At 69.7% G+C, this 17,911-nt stretch carries 12 protein-coding genes and 1 riboswitch; of the genes, 5 read left to right on the forward strand and 7 right to left on the reverse strand.

The window, feature by feature from the left end; genetic code table 11:
• Window positions 1-4 precede the first annotated feature (4 nt).
• Window positions 5-1,108 (reverse strand): LuxR family transcriptional regulator, encoded by a 1,104-nt coding sequence (locus AAG689_RS05870; protein ID WP_406625127.1) that lies wholly within the window; start codon window positions 1,106-1,108, stop codon window positions 5-7.
• Between the two features lie 125 nt (window positions 1,109-1,233).
• Here AAG689_RS05870 and AAG689_RS05875 point away from each other — a divergent pair, with 125 nt between their 5' ends.
• Window positions 1,234-1,959, forward strand: coding sequence for an HAD family hydrolase (locus AAG689_RS05875; protein ID WP_406625128.1), 726 nt, complete (start codon window positions 1,234-1,236; stop codon window positions 1,957-1,959).
• Here the strand turns inward: AAG689_RS05875 and AAG689_RS05880 are convergent.
• From AAG689_RS05880 to AAG689_RS05890, 3 genes are all read right to left on the reverse strand, one after another.
• Window positions 1,931-4,666, reverse strand: a complete 2,736-nt coding sequence (locus AAG689_RS05880; RefSeq protein WP_406625129.1) for a cation-transporting P-type ATPase — start codon at window positions 4,664-4,666, stop codon at window positions 1,931-1,933. The two genes, AAG689_RS05875 and AAG689_RS05880, sit on opposite strands and share 29 nt — an antisense overlap.
• A gap of 200 nt (window positions 4,667-4,866) precedes the next feature.
• Window positions 4,867-5,673: an alpha/beta fold hydrolase gene (locus AAG689_RS05885; protein WP_406625130.1), complete on the reverse strand. Its 807-nt coding sequence runs from the start codon at window positions 5,671-5,673 to the stop codon at window positions 4,867-4,869.
• On the reverse strand, window positions 5,673-6,986 hold the full coding sequence (locus tag AAG689_RS05890; protein WP_406625131.1) for an O-acetylhomoserine aminocarboxypropyltransferase: 1,314 nt from the start codon (window positions 6,984-6,986) through the stop codon (window positions 5,673-5,675). The genes AAG689_RS05885 and AAG689_RS05890 overlap by 1 nt, the downstream gene beginning before the upstream one ends.
• A 99-nt stretch (window positions 6,987-7,085) precedes the next feature.
• Between AAG689_RS05890 and AAG689_RS05895 the strand changes: the two genes are divergently transcribed.
• The 3 genes from AAG689_RS05895 (at window position 7,086) to aroC (ending at window position 10,565) form a co-directional block, all read left to right on the forward strand.
• Window positions 7,086-7,544, forward strand: a complete 459-nt coding sequence (locus AAG689_RS05895) for a CBS domain-containing protein (RefSeq protein WP_020227389.1) — start codon at window positions 7,086-7,088, stop codon at window positions 7,542-7,544.
• 79 nt (window positions 7,545-7,623) lie between these two features.
• Complete coding sequence (locus tag AAG689_RS05900; RefSeq protein ID WP_406625132.1) at window positions 7,624-9,384, forward strand: bifunctional metallophosphatase/5'-nucleotidase; 1,761 nt, start codon at window positions 7,624-7,626, stop codon at window positions 9,382-9,384.
• Window positions 9,385-9,470: 86 nt separating this feature from the next.
• A complete protein-coding gene (gene aroC, locus AAG689_RS05905; RefSeq protein WP_406625133.1) occupies window positions 9,471-10,565 on the forward strand; it encodes a chorismate synthase in 1,095 nt (364 codons plus the stop codon).
• Between the two features lie 63 nt (window positions 10,566-10,628).
• On the opposite strand, the gene nrdR is transcribed toward aroC, so the two are convergent.
• From nrdR to AAG689_RS05920, 3 genes are all read right to left on the reverse strand, one after another.
• The gene (nrdR, locus tag AAG689_RS05910) at window positions 10,629-11,078 is read right to left on the reverse strand and encodes a transcriptional regulator NrdR (protein WP_406625134.1); all 450 of its coding nucleotides are present in this window, start codon (window positions 11,076-11,078) and stop codon (window positions 10,629-10,631) included.
• A gap of 24 nt (window positions 11,079-11,102) precedes the next feature.
• Window positions 11,103-12,347 carry a serine hydroxymethyltransferase gene (glyA, locus tag AAG689_RS05915; protein ID WP_406625135.1) on the reverse strand — a complete coding sequence of 415 codons (1,245 nt, stop codon included), beginning with the start codon at window positions 12,345-12,347 and terminating at the stop codon, window positions 11,103-11,105.
• A 38-nt stretch (window positions 12,348-12,385) separates the two neighbouring features.
• Window positions 12,386-12,524: riboswitch (ZMP/ZTP riboswitch) on the reverse strand.
• A 22-nt stretch (window positions 12,525-12,546) separates the two neighbouring features.
• The gene (locus AAG689_RS05920) at window positions 12,547-13,383 is read right to left on the reverse strand and encodes a transglycosylase SLT domain-containing protein (protein ID WP_406625136.1); all 837 of its coding nucleotides are present in this window, start codon (window positions 13,381-13,383) and stop codon (window positions 12,547-12,549) included.
• A 669-nt stretch (window positions 13,384-14,052) separates the two neighbouring features.
• Here AAG689_RS05920 and AAG689_RS05925 point away from each other — a divergent pair.
• Window positions 14,053-17,742 carry a DUF748 domain-containing protein gene (locus tag AAG689_RS05925; protein WP_406625137.1) on the forward strand — a complete coding sequence of 1,230 codons (3,690 nt, stop codon included), beginning with the start codon at window positions 14,053-14,055 and terminating at the stop codon, window positions 17,740-17,742.
• The last annotated feature ends 169 nt before the right edge of the window (window positions 17,743-17,911 follow it).

Raw genomic sequence — 17,911 nt, forward strand, 5'->3', positions numbered from 1 at the left:
TGTGTCAGCCGATGCGCAGCGATTGCAGAAGAGCCACCAGCTCCAACTGGCGGCGGCAGCCTGTCTTGCGCAGGAGGTTCTTGGCGTGCGAGCGCGCCGTGTGCCAGCTCATGCCTTCGGCGGCTGCGAAATCCTTGACAGTCTTGCCGGCTGCCAGCAGCAGCGCCAGCCGGGTTTCGGTAGGCGACAGGCCTAGCATTTCCCCAATGAGGCGCGGGTCGAGGCCACCGGGGGCGCCAGGATCGTGCAGTACTGCCAACGCCAGAGGGGCCTGGTGCAAAGCCATCGGATGCCGGGCATTGATCGGCAGAACGGTAACCACGAAGCTGCGCGCGCCGGGCGCGGGTTGCAGTGCGCCTGCCATTCCCGTTCCCTGGCGGGTGCAGGCAGCGGCCACCATGGATTGCCATCGCACCTGCGCATTGCCGTCCTGGCACGACAGGCGGCCGTGCCGTATGCCCATTGCGCCAGGGCGGGCCAGCATGCGGTCGGCGGAGGGGTTGGAATACTGGATGCGGCACTGCGCATCCACCACGGCAATGGCTTGCGGCAGTGCGTCGAGTGCGGACAGCCCTAGCGCCGCATGGCGGGCCAGTTGGCCGGCACGGGCTCGGAGGTGCGACGCGCGGACTACATCAGGCACAAGATGCAGCGCGAAGTTGCGGTCGTCATTGTTGAAGTGCGACCTATCCGCAGCGCGTATGAAGCCTACATACTGCTGCACACTGCCTTCTACACGCAGCATCAGGCCCATGGTGTATTTCATGCCCATGGGGACGAGGCAGTCTGCGTAGAGAGCACTGTGCGACATATAGCGATCGCTGAAATGCTCGTGGTCCAGCATCATCTCCCCCTGGCCCAGGCGCATCATGGCGGGAACACGCTCGTCCGTCAGGGCATAGTGCTGTTCGTAGTTTCTTACTCCCTTGTCATCGTTGGCACTGGTGATGCTCTCCAGCACAGCACCTTGCTGGATGTCGACGGTGAGCTGGTGGAAGTTCAAACCACCGACGGCCATCTTGAAGGCTTCCATGCCGTCATACCAGTCCTGTGTTGACAGCACGCCGTCGTACAGCAGTCCGGCGATGCGTCTTGCTTGTTCTTGCATGGCACTCCCCTTGCCTGTGTCATTTTAGTAACCAGTTGTTGGTGGTTGGGCCTTGGGTTTTCCCGGGCTGGCTGGCATTGCCCTTGCTGAAAGGCGCTCGGGCTGCGCGGGATATGCTCGCGGCCATGACGCAATCCGCAGGGACTCATCCCCACAGCATGGACGTGGGCCGCATCCGCGCCGTCACCCTCGACCTGGACGACACGCTCTGGCCCGTATGGCCCACCATCGCGCGGGCCGAGGCTGCGCTGGCCGACTGGCTGGCCGTGCATGCGCCCGCCACGGCAGCGATGTATGCCGATGCCAAGGCGCTGCGTGCCGTGCGCGTGCAGGTGGAGGCGCTGCGCCCCGATCTGCTGCGCGACCTGAGCGCGCTGCGGCGCGAGTCCATCCGCCTGGCGCTGACGCAGGCGGGCGACGATCCGCGACTGGCCGAGCCCGCGTTCGATTTCTTCTTCGCCGAGCGCCAGCGCGTGGACCTGTTCGACGATGCGCTGGAGGCGCTGGAATTCCTGGCGGCGCGCTATCCCGTCGTGGCGGTGTCCAACGGCAACGCCGATGTGCACCGCATCGGCATCGGCCGCTATTTCAAGGCCAGCCTGAGTGCCACGGTGCTGGGCGTGGCCAAGCCCGATGCGCGCATCTTCCAGGCGGGCGCGCAGGCCGCGGGCGTGGCGTGCGGCGCGGTGCTGCATGTGGGCGACGATGCCTTGCTCGATTGCCGCGGCGCGCTGGATGCCGGCATGCAGGCCGCGTGGCTGAACACGGCCGGCGCCGCCTGGGCGCACGAGGGCGCGGCGCCCCACGCTACGGTGCCCAGCCTCACCGTGCTGTGCCAGTGGCTGGCGTAGCGCGGCCGAGCCTGCGCAGCGCCCACTTCTCCAGCTCCGCCGCCGCGAACACCCCTGCGCCCGCGAGCAGCACGCGCAGCCATTCGCCGGGCGACAGGTCGGTGGAGCCGAACACGGCCTGCAGCCACGGCGCGTGCACGAAGGCCAGTTGCAGCAGCGCGCACACGCCGATGGCCAGCAGCACCTGCGGGTTGCCCAGCAGCCCTTCGCGCGAGAGCGCGCTGCGCAGGATGTGGCGGCTGTTGAGCAGGTAGAACATCTCGGCGGCCACCACGGCGCAGACGGCCATGGTGCGCGCGGTCTCCAGGCTCGAACCGCGCCCCAGCTCCCACAGGAACAGGCCCAGCGCCGCGCAGGCCATGAGCACCGACACCATCACCACGCGCCACACGAACAGGCCCGACAGCAGCGACTCGCGCGGGTCGCGCGGCGGGCGGCGCATCACGTCGCTCTCGGTGGGCTCGAAGGCCAGCGCCACGCCCAGCGTGCTCGACGTGACGAGGTTGATCCACAGCACCTGCGCGGCGGTGAGCGGCAGCATCAGCCCGAAGGCGATGGCGAAGAACACCACCAGCGCCTCGCCGCCGTTGGTGGGCAGCATGAACAGGATGAACTTGCGCACGTTGTCGTAGACGCCCCGGCCCTCGCGCACGGCCGCGCCCAGGGTGGCGAAGTTGTCGTCGGCCAGCACCATGGCGGCGGCGTCCTTGGCGGCCTCGGTGCCGTTCCTGCCCATGGCGACGCCTACGTCGGCGCGCTTCAATGCGGGGGCGTCGTTGACGCCGTCGCCCGTCATGGCGACGACTTCGCCGCGCGCCTGCAGGGCCTGCACCAGGCGGATCTTGTGCTCGGGGCTGGCGCGGGCGAAGACGTCCACGCTGTCCACCACCTCGCGCAGCGCTTCGTCGTCCATCAGCTCGATCTCTGCGCCGGTGAGGGCGGGGCGGCCCAGGCCGATGCCGAGCTGCGCGCCGATGGCACGGGCGGTCTCCCCATGGTCGCCGGTGATCATCTTCACGCGCACGCCGGCCGCGTGGCATTCGGCCACGGCGGCCATGGCCTCGGGGCGCGGCGGGTCCATGCTGCCCAGCAGCCCGAGCAGCGTGAAGCCGCCTTCCATGTCGGCAAAGTCCAGTGCGTGCTGCCGGGCAGGAACGCGCCTGGCGGCGATGGCCAGCACGCGCAGCGCGCGCGCTGCGCAGTCGTTGGCGGCGCGGCGCCAGTAGTCGTGGTCCAGCGGCTCGCAGCCTTGCCCGCTGTGCTGTGTGTTGCACATGTCCAGCACGCGCTCGGGCGCGCCCTTGACCAGGATGAGCGCGTGGCCCGCGTGGTCGTGGTGCAGCGTGGCCATGAAGCGGTGCTCGGACTCGAACGGGATCGCGTCGATGCGCGGTAGCGCCGCGTGCGTGGCCGGGCCGTCGAGCCCGGCCTTGAGGGCGAAGGCGAGCAGCGCGCCCTCGGTCGGGTCGCCCGTGAGCTGCCAGCCCTCGGCGCCCTGGTGCAGCGCGGCGTCGTTGCACAGCAGCGCCACGCGGGCCATGCATTGCAGCGTGGGGTGCTCGGCGGGCGGCACGGCCGCGCCGCCCACGTGGAAGCCGCCCTGCGGCGCGTAGCCGCTGCCGGTCACGTCGTAGACGTGGCTGGCGGTCACCACGCGCTGCACCGTCATCTCGTTGCAGGTAAGGGTGCCGGTCTTGTCCGAGCAGATCACGGTGACCGAGCCCAGCGTCTCCACCGCCGGCAGGCGGCGGATGATGGCGCGGTGCTGCGCCATGCGGCGCACGCCCAGCGCCAGCGTGATGGTCATGATGGCGGGCAGCCCCTCGGGGATGGCCGATGCGGCCAGCGCCACGGCCATCATGAACATGTCGGCCGGCGCCTGCCCGCGCCAGAGCACGCCGATGGCGAAGGTGGCGGCCACGAACAGCAGGATGGCCAATGCCAGCCAGCGGCTGAAGCGCGCGATCTGGCGCAGCAGCGGCGTGGTGCCCGTTTCCACCTGCGCCAGCAGCGCGCTGATGCGGCCCAGCTCGGTGTGCGAGCCGGTGGCCACTACCACGCCCGTGGCCGTGCCCGCGGCCACCAGCGTGCCCGAATAGAGCATGCCGTGGCGGTCGCCCAGCGGCGCGTCCCCGGCCACGGGGGCGTCGTTCTTGTCGCTGGGCACGGATTCGCCGGTCAGCACCGCCTCGTCGGCGCGCAGGCTCCTGGCCGAGACGATGCGCAGGTCGGCCGGCACCTTGTCGCCGGAGGCCAGCAGCACGATGTCGCCCGGCACGAGCTGCGCGGCGGCGACCAGTTGCCGCTCGCCGCCGCGCAGCACCGTGGCCTGCGGCGAGAGCATGCGGCGGATGGCGTCCAGCGCCGACTCGGCCTTGCCCTCCTGCACGAAGCCGATGAGGGCGTTGATGACCACCGCGCCCAGCAGCACGCCGGTGTCGATCCAGTGCCCCAGCCCGGCGGTGACGGCGGCCGACACCAGCATCACGTAGATCAGCACGTTGTGGAACTGCGCCAGCAGCCGCAGCCATGCGGGCCGGCGCGGCGGCGCGGGCAGGCGGTTGGGGCCGTGCACGGACAGGCGCCGCGCGGCCTCGGCGTGCGGCAGGCCGTGCTGCGCGTCGGTGGCCAGGCGCTCGGCGGCGGCGCCGGCGGGCAGGGCGTGCCAGGGGGTGTCGCTGTGTCCGGTCGGTGGTGTCGATGGCATGCGGTGGCCGCGTGCCCGGCGTTGCGCGCGCCAGGCCACGCGGGTGGTGGAGGGCGGAGCGGCCCAGTCTAGGGCGCGGCGCCGGGCGGCGCGGCAATGCCCCAGGGCGCGGGGCGGGAAACCGCCGCCCTCACACGCCGCATGCTGCTGAATTGATAGCTGCTAGCGCTTTCTGGATAAGCGCTGCAGCCGTTTTTGATTCACATCAAAAAATCGCGCAATGCGAACAGCGTGGCGTCGGGCGCCTCGCTCATCTGGTGGTGGCCCACGGGCAGGTGCGCCACCTTCACGGGCACGCCGGCGGAGCGCGCGGCCTGGATCAGGCCCTGAGCGGCCTTGGGCGGCGTCATCTGGTCCTGCGTGCCCAGCGCGAACAGCACGGGGCACTGCAGCGCGGCGGCGGCCTGTTCGCCGCCGGCATAGCTGTCGCAGGCCACGAAGCCGCGGTGGAACACGTTGACCTGCGGGTTGCTGCGCAGCACGCGCCGGCCCAGCGCCATGCCCGCGCCGTAGACCCAGAAGCCCGCGCCGGAGGGCGGCGCGAGCGTGCTGCGCGAGAACACGTTGACCATCTTGAGCGCCTTTTCGGGCGCGTTCAGCGCGGCGTCGATGAGCGCGGGCGACACCTTCATCGGGAACGCCGTGCCCACCAGCGCCAGGTGGCTCACGCGCGCGCCCAGGCGGCTGGCGGCTTCCAGCGCGATCAGCGAGCCCCAGCTGTGGCCCACGAGCGCGGCGCGGTCGATGTGCAGCGCATCGAGCAGCGCGGCGATGAAGTCCGCCGCCTGCTCCACGCTGGCGGGCGCCTCGCCGGCGCTGGCGCTGTGGCCGGGCAGGTCCACGGCCAGCACGTTCCAGCCGTGGTGGGCCAGGTAGCGGCTCTGCCAGCCCCAGACGCTATGGTCATTGAGCACGCCGTGGATGAGCACGACGGTGGGCTTGGCCGCGTCGAAAGGCTTGCCGCCGGTGTAGCAGAAGGTGCGGGCGCCGTTGACTTCGATGTACATCAGGCACCTGCCTTTTCTGCTGCTTTTTCCGCGGCCTTGAGTGCGCGCTGCAGGTCGTCGATCAGGTCGTCGGCATCTTCCAGGCCGATCGACAGGCGGATGGTGCCCTGGCCGATGCCGCCCGCCGCCAGCGCCTCGTCGCTCATGCGGAAGTGCGTGGTGCTGGCCGGGTGGATCACCAGCGAGCGGCAGTCGCCCACGTTGGCGAGGTGGCTGAACACCTTGAGCGTCTCGATGAACTTCTTGCCCTGCGCACGGTCGCCCTTGAGGTCGAAGCTGAACACCGAGCCCGCGCCGCGCGGCAGCAGCTTGCGCGCGAGCGCGTGGCTGGGGTGCGATGCGAGCAGCGGGTGGCCCACGCGCGCCACGAACGGGTGGCTGGCGAGGAACTGCACCACCTTCTCGGTGTTGCGCACGTGGCGCTCCATGCGCAGCGGCAGCGTCTCGATGCCCTGCAGGATCAGCCAGGCCGTGTGCGGGCTCATGCAGGCGCCGAAGTCGCGCAGGCCCTCGCGGCGCGCGCGCAGCAGGAAGGCGCCCACCGTGGATTCTTCGCTGAACACCATGTTGTGGAAGCCTTCGTAGGCCTGCGTCAGCTCGGGGAAGCGCCCCGAGCCTTCCCAGTCGAAGCTGCCGCCGTCCACCAGCACGCCGCCGATCACGGTGCCGTGGCCGGAGAGGAACTTGGTGGCCGAGTGGTAGACCAGGTCGGCCCCGTGCGCGAAGGGCTGTATGAGCCAGGGCGAGGTGAGGGTGGAGTCCACCAGCAGCGGCACGCCGGCCTCGTGCGCGATCTGCGCCACCGTGGGGATGTCCAGCACCTCCAGGCCCGGGTTGCCCACGGTTTCGCCGAAGAACAGGCGCGTCTCGGGCCGCACCGCCGCACGCCAGCCGTCGATGTCGCCCGGCTTGACGAAGGTGGTCTCGATGCCGAAGCGGCGCAGCGTGTAGTGCAGCAGGTTCTGCGACCCGCCATAGAGCGCGGTGCTGGCCACGATGTGCCCGCCCGCGCCCATCAGCGTGCTGACCGCCAGGTGCAGCGCCGCCTGGCCGCTGGCCACGGCGATGGCCCCCACGCCGCCTTCGAGCGCGGCCACGCGCTGCTCCAGCACCGCGTTGGTGGGGTTGCTGATGCGGCTGTAGACGTGGCCGGGGCGCTCCAGGTTGAACAGGGCCGCGGCGTGGTCGCTCGACTCGAACACGAACGAGGTGCTCAGGTGGATCGGCACGGCGCGCGCTCCGGTGGCGGGGTCCGGCTGCGCGCCCGCGTGCAGCGCGAGCGTGTCGAAGCCGGGGTCGGAATATCCGGGCATCCATGTCTCCAAAGTGGTGAATTCGTGCGCCATTGTGGGGGATTTGTGGGCTATATTTTCCGGAGCACCGCTATACCGAGTACGAGAGAGACACATCCCATGAAAGTCAGCGACATCCTGCGCGTCAAAGGCAACACCCTCTACACCGTCACCCCCGACGAACCGCTGGCGCGCGCGCTGGAGACCATGGCCGAGAAGGACATCGGCTCGCTCGTGGTGATGGAGCACGGCGACCTGGTGGGCATGCTCACCTTCCGCGAGGTGATCCAACTGCTGGTCAGGAGCGGCGGCAGCGTGGGCACCACGCTGGTGCGCACGGCGATGGACGACGCGCCGCTGACCTGCACCATGGAGACCGACATGGACGAGGTGCGCCGCATGATGCTGGGCCGCCATGCGCGCTACATGCCGGTGATGGACCAGCGCATGCTCATGGGTGTGATCAGCTTCTACGACGTGGCCAAGGCCGTCGTGGACGCGCAGAACTTCGAGAACAGGATGCTCAAGGCCTACATCCGCGACTGGCCGGAGGAAAAGGAAGCGCCCTCCGCGAGCTGATCGCGCAATAAGCGTCGAAACGGCTGCCAGCGCTTGCTGTACAAGCGCTGGCAGCTCTTTTTGGGGAGCACAAGCAGGCATGGGCAGCAACAGATTCATCCACGGGGCGGCATGGGCGCTTTGCCTGTCGCTGATCGCGGGCTGCGGCTCCAGCGCGCCGCCGCCGCTCATGGACATCGCCGTGATCGGCTTCAACGACTTCCACGGCCAGCTGGAGCCGCCGCGCCAGGCCGTGCCCGTGCCCGCGGCCACCGGCGCCGCGCAGGTGCCGGCGGGCGGGGCGGCCTACTTCGCCAGCGCCATCGCTGCGCTCAAGGCGCGCCACCCGCACCACGCGGTGGTGTCGGCGGGTGACATGGTGGGCGCGTCGCCGCTGGTGTCGGCGCTGTTCCTCGACGAGCCCACGGTGGAGGCGTTCAACGCCATCGGCATCGACTTCCACGCCGCGGGCAACCACGAGTTCGACCGGGGCTGGCGCGAGCTGCTGCGCCTGCAGCACGGCGGCTGCGACAAGCACACCCTGCGCGAGCCGTGCCAGATCAGCCGGCCCTTCGCGGGCGCCGGCTTTCCCATCCTCACCGCCAACACCCTGCAAGAGGACGGCCGCCCGCTGCTGCCCGCCACCGGCATCAAGCGCTTCACCGAGCGCGGCGCCACGGTCACCGTGGGCTTCATCGGCCTGACGCTGCGCACCACGCCCACCATGGTCACGCCCGCCGGCGTGGCGGGCCTGCGCTTCGCCGACGAGGCCGAGACGGCCAATGCGCTCATCCCGCTGCTGCGCGCGCAGGGCGCGGACGTGATCGTGGCCGTGATCCACGAAGGCGGCAGTACCACCGCGCCCGTCACCGAGCCGGGCTGCGAAGGCCTGAGCGGCGACATCGTGCCCATCCTGCAGCGCCTGAGCCCCGAGGTGGACGTGGTCGTCTCGGGCCACACGCACCGGGCCTACATCTGCGACTACGGCCGCGTCGATCCCGCGCGCCCCTTCCTGCTCACCAGCGCGGGCGTCTACGGCACGCTGCTCACCGAGATCCGCCTGGCCGTGGACACGCGCACGCGCCGCGTGGCGCGCAAGAGCGCGCGCCAGGTCATCGTGCAGGGCGAGGCGTTCACGGGCGCGCAGGGGCGGGTGGCGCTGCACCCCGGCTTTCCCGTGTTCGCGCCCGATGCGGGCGTGGCGAGCCTGGTGGAGCGCTACCGCGCCGCCGCCGCGCCGCTCGTGCAGCGGCCCGTGGGGCAGGCCGGCGGGCCCTTCCTGCGCCAGCAACTGCCCTCGGGCGAGTCGGTGCTGGGCAACCTGATTGCCGACGCGCAACTGGCCGCCACGCGCGCGCCCGAGCGCGGCGGGGCGCAGATCTCCTTCATGAACCCCGGCGGCGTGCGCGCCGACCTGGTGCCCGATGAACAGGGGCTGGTGCGCTACGGCCAGCTCTTCGCCGTGCAGCCCTTCGGCAACAGCCTGGAGGTGCGCAGCTACAGCGGCGCGCAGCTGCGCGAGATCCTGGAGCAGCAGTTCGACAGCGGCACCAACACCGTGCAGCGCCCGCGCGTGCTGTCGGTGTCCGAGGGCTTCGGCTACCGCTACGACCTCTCGCGCCCGCGCGGCGAGCGCGTGTCCGGCCTCACGCTGCACGGCGCGCCCATCGCGCCGGGCGACACGCTGCGCGTGGTCGTCAGCAGCTACCTGGCCTCGGGCGGCGACAACTTCACCATGTTCACCGAGGGGCGCGACGCGGTGGGCGGCGGGCAGGACCTGGATGCGCTGGAGGACTACTTCCGCACGCACAGCCCCGTGGCGCCGCCGGGCGCGGGCCGCATCGTGCGCGCCGGTTCTTGAATGAAAAAGGGCTGTAGCGCTTGTCCTGCAAGCGCGAGCAGCTCTTTTTTTAGTAGTGTGAGCCGCTCTGGGATAATCGCGCCCCTATGAGCGGCAACACACTTGGCACCCTTTTTTGCGTCACCAACTTCGGTGAATCCCACGGCCCGGCGGTCGGCTGCGTGATCGACGGCTGCCCGCCCGGCATGCAGCTTTCCGAGGCCGACATCCAGGCCGACCTCGACCGCCGCCGCCCCGGCACCAGCCGCCACGTCACCCAGCGCAACGAGCCCGACGCGGTGGAAATCCTCTCGGGCGTCTACGAGGGCAAGACCACCGGCACGCCGATCGCGCTGCTGATCCGCAACCAGGACCAGCGCAGCAAGGATTACTCGAACATCGCGCAGAGCTTCCGCCCCGGCCATGCCGACTACACCTACTGGCACAAGTTCGGCATCCGCGACCCGCGCGGCGGCGGCCGCTCGTCGGCGCGCCTGACGGCGCCCACCGTGGCGGCGGGCGCCGTGGCCAAGAAGTGGCTGGCCGAGAAGTTCGGCACCCGGTTCCGCGCCTGCATGACGCAGATCGGCGAGTTGCCGATTCCCTTCGAGGGCTGGGAGCACGTGCCGCACAACCCCTTCTTCGCCCCCGTGGCCGACGTGCAGGCCTACGAGGACTACATGGACGCATTGCGCAAGGCGGGCGACTCCTGCGGCGCGCGCATCCGCGTGCAGGCCACGGGCGTGCCCGTGGGCCTGGGCGAGCCGCTCTACGACAAGCTGGACGCCGACATCGCCCACGTGATGATGGGCCTGAACGCGGTGAAGGGCGTGGAGATCGGCGCGGGCTTCGCCAGCGTGGCGCAGCGCGGCACCACGCACGGCGATTCGCTCACGCCCCGGGGCTTCGCGAGCAACAACGCGGGCGGCATCCTGGGCGGCATCAGCTCGGGGCAGGACATCGAGGTCAGCCTCGCCATCAAGCCCACCAGTTCCATCATCAGCCCGCGCGAGTCCATCGACATCCACGGCCAGAGCACCGAGGTCGTCACCAAGGGCCGCCACGACCCCTGCGTGGGCATCCGCGCCGCACCCATCGCCGAGGCGCTGCTGGCCCTGGTGCTCATGGACCACGCGCTGCGCCACCGCGCGCAGTGCGGCGACGTGGCGCAGCCAGTGCCGCCGATTCCGGCCAGCATTTGAATGAAAAAGGGCTCCAGCGCTTGCCAGCCAAGCGCTGGCAGCTATGAATGAAGGAGCGCGGGGCTACTTGCGCACTTCGTCGACGAGCGCACGGAACTCGTCGATGTCCTCGAAGCTGCGGTAGACGCTGGCATAGCGCACGTAGGCCACCTTGTCGAGCTTCTTCAATTCGCGCATCACCAGCTCGCCGATGCGGCTGGAGAGTACCTCGCGCTGCGCGAGGTTGAGCAGCTTTTCCTCGATGCGCTCGATGGCGCTGTCGATCTGCGTGGTGCTCACCGGGCGCTTGCGCAGCGCCAGGTTGAACGAGTCGAGCAGCTTGCTGCGGTCGTATTCCACGCGGCGGCCGTCCTTCTTGACGATGGCAGGGAAGTTGACTTCCGGCCGCTCATAGGTGGTGAAGCGCTTGTCGCAGGCGCTGCAGCGGCGCCGGCGCCGCACGAAGTCCCCGTCCTCGGACACGCGGGTTTCGGCCACCTGGGTGTCCGGGTGGCCGCAGAAAGGGCACTTCATGGCGGCGGGGCGTCGGGCGCCGGGTCAGCGGTAGACCGGGAAACGGCTGGTGAGCGCGTTCACCTTGGCGCGCACGGCCGCGATGTGGGCCTCGTCGCGCGGGTTGTCCAGCACGTCGGCCAGCAGGTTGGCGGTGATGCGCGTTTCCTCTTCCTTGAAGCCGCGCGTGGTGATGGCGGGCGTGCCTACGCGGATGCCGCTGGTCACCATGGGCTTCTCGGGGTCGTTGGGGATCGCGTTCTTGTTGATCGTGATGTGGGCCTGGCCCAGGGCAGCCTCGGCCTCCTTGCCGGTAATGCCCTTGGCGCGCAGGTCCACCAGCATCACGTGGCTCTCGGTGCCGCCGCTCACGATGCGCAGGCCGCGCTGGATCAGCGTCTCGGCGAACACCTTGGCGTTCTTCGTGACCTGCTGCTGGTAGGCCTTGAACTCGGGCGAGAGCGCTTCCTTGAAGGCCACGGCCTTGGCGGCGATCACGTGCTCCAGCGGGCCGCCCTGCAGGCCGGGGAAGATGGCGGAGTTGAGGGCCTTCTCGTGCGCGGCCTTCATCAGGATGATGCCGCCGCGCGGGCCGCGCAGGCTCTTGTGCGTGGTGGAGGTCACCACGTCGGCATGCGGCATGGGGTTGGGGTATTCGCCCGCGACCACCAGGCCCGCGTAGTGGGCGATGTCCACCCAGAAGATGGCGCCGACTTCCCGGGCGATCTTCGCGAAGCGCTCGAAGTCGATGCGCAGCGAGTAAGCCGACGCGCCGGCGATGATGAGCTTGGGGCGGTGCTCGCGCGCCTTGGCTTCCATGGCGTCGTAGTCGATCTCTTCCTTGGCGTTCAGGCCGTAGGAGACCACGTTGAACCACTTGCCGCTCATGTTCAGCGGCATGCCGTGCGTGAGGTGGCCGCCTTCGGCCAGGCTCATGCCCAGGATGGTGTCGCCGGGCTTGAGGAAGGCCATCAGCACGGCCTGGTTGGCCTGCGAGCCCGAGTTGGGCTGCACGTTGGCGGCCTCGGCGCCGAAGAGCTGCTTGATGCGGTCGATGGCGAGCTGCTCGATCACGTCCACGTTCTCGCAGCCGCCGTAGTAGCGCTTGCCGGGATAGCCCTCGGCGTACTTGTTGGTGAGCTGCGAGCCCTGCGCGGCCATCACGGCGGGGGAGGCGTAGTTCTCGCTGGCGATCAGCTCGATGTGTTCTTCCTGGCGGAGGTTCTCGGCCTGGATGGCGGCCCACACCTCGGGGTCGGTTTGTTCGACAAGAATGTTGCGTTGGTACATGGCAGTCAGATGAACGGGTGTGTCCCTTGGGAATCTTCAAGGGCTGCCCAGGCGAACGACGGATCGCGCGGTGCGCGGTACGCTCCCCAGTGGTTTGCAAAGAGGTCTTTGCCGGATTTCCACGTCAGCGGCGGGCCTGGAGGGGCGCCGCGCCTATCGCCAGTTGCGTACCCCGCTAGTGTAGCGGACGGCCGGCAGGTCAGACGCCTTCCAGCAGGGCCACCTTCTGCGCGGCCGGCTGCGCCGCGGGCACGGCGGCGTCGGGCGCGGCCTTGGTCGACAGCGTGGGCGGCGTCACCAGGGCCGGGGGCGTCGCCGGGGCGCGGCCGCCGGCCACCTGGCGCAGGCGGAAGTGCTCGGCCAGCACCTTGGCCGCATAGCCGCCGTCCTCGGGCAGGTTGGCAGCGCCCACGTAGTAGCGCAGGCCGCCCTCCAGCGAGCCGGCGCGCGCGATGCACTCCTGCAGCACCCGCACGCCCACGCGCAGGTTGGCCACGGGGTCGAATGCGGCGAAGCGGCCGCCGAAATCCTCGTACTTGTCGGTGTGCACGCGGGTCATCACCTGCATCAGCCCTTGCGCGCCCACGGGGCTCTGGGCGAAGGGGTTGAAGCTGGACTCCACGGCCATCACGGCCAGGATCAGCGTCGGGTCGAGCTTGGTGCGGGCACCGATGTCGTAGGCCTCGGCCACCAGCACGGCCAGGGGCTCCGGCGCCACGCGGTACTTCTTGCTGAGCCAGTACGCCACGGCGGCCTGCTCGCGGGGCAGGTCCTTGGGGTTGCTGGCGGTGGCGCGTTCGCTGGCGCCGGGCTCCACGGGGAAGCCGATCACCGCGACCTGGCGCGCCTGGAGCCAGCCCATGAGTTGCTCCTCGCCTGCCTGGCGCAGGTCGGGGCGCGCCGTCAGCGCGATGGCGGCGAAGGCCACGGCCAGCCCGAGGAGGGCGAAGCCGCTGTGGGTTACTTCAAGAAAACCGCTGGCCACATCGGCCGCGAAGGTGCGCACGCCGGCAACCGCTTTTCCTGACTCTGTCATAGCTCTTCCTTTCTGAGTCGAGTCCCGAGGGGCGCTGTGGCCCGAAGAAGCTCGGAAGACTCGGTCTTGCCAGGCGGTGTTGCCCGGTGGGGTGTGCCATCGATAGCCTGTGTCTGGCGCGTCGCGCCGGGGAAAGGGCAGGCTGTGGTAGCCGGGATGGCAGCGGATGAGGGTTTCTGCTGAGGTCCGTTTTTGGAGCTGGCGGATTCTAGGAGTTCCTCAAATTCCAGGTCAATACTGATGATTGAGGTTTTTAGAATTAAAAATTCTATACAACTTGTAAAAAAGCACAGTTTTTGACGAATTTCAGGCCGGCGGGCGCCGCAAATGAAACACGCAATCGTGGCGCTGCTGCCATTGAAAGAAGCTGTTGGCACCTGCCGTGCAAGTCTGGTACCTTATCCCTGCCTGATCGATTCAGGCATCCGCCGGATGAGGCAACGTCTTCTGGATGGCTTGCATGCAGTGCACCGTCCAGCCAGGCCGCCCCATTCTTGGCACCCCCTGGAGGCAATCGTTGCCTCCTGCACCGTGGACAGCTATCTCCATGGCGCAAAAAGATGGCAAGAGACCTTGTGTCTGCCATCAAGCCCGGTGACCGGAGAATTCCGCTCACCGGGCTTTCTTTGCGGTTTGCGCTTTTTTACAAGGCCAACCCACGGATTTCTGATGCAATCGCCGGATGCGTCAGAGTATGGGGGCCGTGTGTTCCAGTTTGTAAAAGAGATAGGGCGTCGTCCATGGGCGCGGCGGGTAGCCTGGTGCGTGGGCGCGCTGTTGGTCTTCTGGGTCCTGGCATGGGTGGCGGTGCCTCCCATCGTGCGGTCGCAGATCGAGCGCCACGCATCCGAAGCCCTGGGCCGCGAGGTCACCGTCGCGGGAGTCGACTTCTCGCCCTGGACGCTGGAGATGACCCTCCACGGCCTGTCCATCGCGTCGCAGGGAGCGGGCAAGCCCCAGGCCCAGGTGGAGCGTATCTATATAGATGCGGAACTGCAATCGCTGTGGCGCCTGGCGCCGGTGGTCGATGCCATCGAGGTGGATGGGCCGGTGTTGCGCGTCGCGCAGACGTCGGCGGGGCACTATGACGTGGACGACATCTTGGCCCGCTTCTCGCAGCCGCCGGAGCCTGAAGATCCGCAAGCGAAGCCTGCGCGCTTCGCGCTCTACAACATGGTGCTGCGCGGAGGCTCCGTGGATTTCGACGACCGCACGGTGGACAAGGTCCACACGCTGCGGCAGGTGCGCCTGGACGTGCCGTTCCTGAGCAATCTGTCCGCGGACCGCGAGGTCAAGGTAACCCCTCGGCTGGCGTTCGAGCTCAATGGCAGCGCATTCGATTCGGCCGCGCAGGCCACGCCCTTCGCCGACGACCGCGAGGCCGAGGCCCGCGTGCGCATCCAGGATTTCGACCTGGCGCCTTTCGCGGGCTACATCCCGCACTCCGTGCCGCTGCGCCTGCGCGCGGGCGTGCTGGACGCCGATCTGCGGGTGCATTTCGAGCAGGCCGCCGCGCCGCGCGTGAAGATCGCGGGCTCCCTGGCGCTGCGCGGCGCCGAGACCACCGATGCGCAGGGCGGGCGGCTGCTGGGCTTCGACGCGCTGCGCGTCGTGCTCAAGGATGTGCAGCCCCTGCAGCACCAGGTGGATATTGAATCCGTCGATTGGGAAGGCGTGCGGGCGCTGCTGCGCCGGGACGCCTCCGGCGCCGTGGTGCTCCCCGGCATGGAGGCATCGGCGCCCGCCGAAGCGCCCGCCGTATCGGCCGAGGCGCCCTGGCAGTTCCGGCTGGGGCGGCTGAGCCTGCGCGACGGCGTATTCGACTGGGAGGACGAGAGCCTGCCGGGCGGGCGTGCCACTTGGAAGGCCGATCAGCTGCGCATGGACGCCACGGCCATCGCTTGGCCCCTGCACCAGCCCCTGCAGTTCCAGGCCAGTGCGCAACTGTCGGGCGGCGGCGTGCCGCAAGGCGGTGCGCAACTGGCGCTGCAGGGCCAGGCCGCCGGCACGCGCGCGCAGGCGGCCGTTTCCATCCGCGGCCTGCCCGTCGCCATGGCGGGTCCGTACCTCGCCGGCGTGCTGAAGCCCTCGGTGGCGGGCACGCTGGACGCGGACATCGGCCTGGCCCGGGACGGCGAGGTGCTGGCCGCCAAGGTGGCCCGCCTGTCGCTGGACAAGGCCAGCCTGTCCTGCCCCTCCGGCACGCGCTGCGAGACGCTGCGCCACGGGGGCGTGGCGGTCGCGGCCAAATCCGCCCTGGTGGAGCTGGGGCGCCTGGAAGTGGCCGACGCCTGGGTCCTGCCGTCGCAGCGCCGGCTGTCGCTGGCGCGCGTGGCGCTGCAGCAGCCGCGCCTGCTGGTGTCGCGCTCCGGGCAGGGTGGCTGGATGTTCGAGGAGTGGCTGGCCGTGCAGCAGCAGGCCCCGCAGGCGGCGAGTGCCGGAGCCGGTGCACCGTGGTCGGTGCAGGTGGAGTCGGCCGAGATCGCGGGCGCCGACGTGGCCTTCCGTGACGCGGCCGCGCCCCGGCCCGTGGCCTTGAACCTCTCCGCCCTGCAGTTGCGCGCGAGCGGCTTCGCCTGGCGGGACGGAAAGATGGCGCCGTTCCCCGTGCACCTGCAAACCCGCGCTGGCGCGGGCCGCGCCGAGGCGGGGCAGCTCACGCTGGACGCCACGCTGTCCATGGCGCCCGGCCTGGCGCTGCAGGGCAAGGTGCGGGCGCGCAACCTGCCGCTGCATGCCTTCGAGCCCTATGTGAGCCAGGACCTGAACGTGGACATCCGCCGCGCGGACGGCAGCTTCACTGGCGACGTGCGCTATGCCGATGCCAAGGCCGGCCCCTCGGTGGCGGTGAAGGGCGACCTGTCCCTGGACGATGTACGCGTGCTCGCTGCGGACGGGGAGGGCAGCCAGGCCCCGCGCGTGGCCGAGCAGGGCGAGGAGTTGCTGCGCTGGAAGTCGCTGGGCCTGCGCGGCGTGGCCTTGGGCATGGAGCCAGGCAAGCCTTTGACGCTGGACGTGCAGGAGACGGCGCTCAGCGACTTCTTCGCGCGCATCATCGTCCAGGAGAGCGGGCGCATCAATCTGCAGGACATCCGCAAGGAGGCTGCCGCGGCCGAGCCGCAAGAGGCCCGGGAGCAGGCCACCGACCCCCTGGCCCCCGTGATCCGCTTCGGCCCCGTGGCGCTGGCCAACGGCGCGGTGCACTTCACCGACCACTTCATCAAACCCAACTATTCCGCCAACATCAGCGACCTGGGCGGCCGGCTGAGCGCGTTTTCTTCCGTCGCCACCACGCCGGGCGGCGGGCCGCAAATGGCCGACCTGGAACTGCGTGGCCGCGTGCAGGGCACGGCGTCGCTGGAGGTGACGGGCAAGCTCAACCCGCTGGCCAAGCCCCTGGCGCTCGACATCCAGGGCCGCATGCGCGACCTGGAGCTGCCGCCGCTGTCGCCCTACAGCATCAAATACGCCGGCCATGGCATCGAGCGGGGCAAGCTCAGCATGGACGTCGCCTACAAGGTCCAGCCCGACGGGCAGCTCACGGCCAGCAACAAGCTGGTGCTCAACCAGTTGGCGTTCAGCGACCCCGTGGAGGGGGCTCCCGCCAGCCTGCCGGTGCGCCTGGCGACGGCCCTGCTCGCCGACCGCAACGGCGTGATCGACGTGGACCTGCCCGTCAGCGGCTCGCTCAACGACCCGCAATTTCGCCTGGGAGCGGTGATCCTCAAGGTGATCGGCAATCTCATCATGAAGGCCGTGACGGCGCCGTTCTCGCTGCTGGCAGGCGTCTTCGGCGGCGGAGACGAGCAGGGCGCGGTGGCTTTCGCCGCCGGCAGCTCGGCGCTGGACGACGGCGCGCGCCAGCAGCTCGACAAGATGGCCCAGGCGCTGGTGGAGCGGCCGGCCCTGCGGGTGACGGTGGTGGGCTGGGCCCAGCCGCAGGCTGAGCAGGAAGCCTGGAAGCGCATGCGCCTGCGGGACCTGGCCATGGCGCAAAAGCGCCGCGCCGCCGTGCGCGACGGCGGCAACGCCGCCGAGGTCACCCCGGTCAGCGATGCGGAATACCCCGCGCTGCTCAAGGAGGTCTACCGGCGCGCCGACATCAAGAAGCCCCGCAACCTGGTGGGTATTGCCAAGGACCTGCCGCAGCACGAAATGGAGGCGCTGCTGCTGCAAAGCATCGCCGTGCCCGGCAACTCCATGCAGGAGCTGGCGCTGGCGCGCGGCGTGGCCGTGCGCGACTACCTCGCCAGCCGCCAGGTGCCTCTGGAGCGGCTGTTCGTGGGGGCCAGCAAGCTCACCGACGATGGCGCGCAGGGCAGCGGCCCGAAGGCCGAACTGACGCTCGCGGCGCGCTGAAACACGATCTTGCAGCACACGGCGGCCCCTGCCGATAGAGTGGCGCCTTGTACTGCGCTGCACACGCCCGATGTGGGGTGGTGCGCAGGCATTGGCGCCTTCATGACGTGGCGCAGAGTCGGCTTCCGGTAAAACCGGGCGAAAATAGCGGTTTCGCCTTCCACCATCT

The organism is Acidovorax sp. SDU_ACID1 (genome assembly GCF_045291395.1).
In the GTDB taxonomy this organism is placed as follows: domain Bacteria; phylum Pseudomonadota; class Gammaproteobacteria; order Burkholderiales; family Burkholderiaceae_C; genus MR-S7.

Coding starts and splice junctions, on each gene's coding strand:
- AAG689_RS05875 (WP_406625128.1), top strand. CDS start 1,234: ATGACGCAATCCGCAGGGACTCATCCCCACAGCATGGACGTGGGCCGC.
- AAG689_RS05920 (WP_406625136.1), bottom strand. CDS start 13,383: ATGACAGAGTCAGGAAAAGCGGTTGCCGGCGTGCGCACCTTCGCGGCC.
- glyA (WP_406625135.1), bottom strand. CDS start 12,347: ATGTACCAACGCAACATTCTTGTCGAACAAACCGACCCCGAGGTGTGG.
- AAG689_RS05880 (WP_406625129.1), bottom strand. CDS start 4,666: ATGCCATCGACACCACCGACCGGACACAGCGACACCCCCTGGCACGCC.
- aroC (WP_406625133.1), top strand. CDS start 9,471: ATGAGCGGCAACACACTTGGCACCCTTTTTTGCGTCACCAACTTCGGT.
- AAG689_RS05890 (WP_406625131.1), bottom strand. CDS start 6,986: ATGCCCGGATATTCCGACCCCGGCTTCGACACGCTCGCGCTGCACGCG.
- AAG689_RS05900 (WP_406625132.1), top strand. CDS start 7,624: ATGGGCAGCAACAGATTCATCCACGGGGCGGCATGGGCGCTTTGCCTG.
- AAG689_RS05885 (WP_406625130.1), bottom strand. CDS start 5,673: ATGTACATCGAAGTCAACGGCGCCCGCACCTTCTGCTACACCGGCGGC.
- AAG689_RS05895 (WP_020227389.1), top strand. CDS start 7,086: ATGAAAGTCAGCGACATCCTGCGCGTCAAAGGCAACACCCTCTACACC.
- nrdR (WP_406625134.1), bottom strand. CDS start 11,078: ATGAAGTGCCCTTTCTGCGGCCACCCGGACACCCAGGTGGCCGAAACC.
- AAG689_RS05925 (WP_406625137.1), top strand. CDS start 14,053: ATGCAATCGCCGGATGCGTCAGAGTATGGGGGCCGTGTGTTCCAGTTT.
- AAG689_RS05870 (WP_406625127.1), bottom strand. CDS start 1,108: ATGCAAGAACAAGCAAGACGCATCGCCGGACTGCTGTACGACGGCGTG.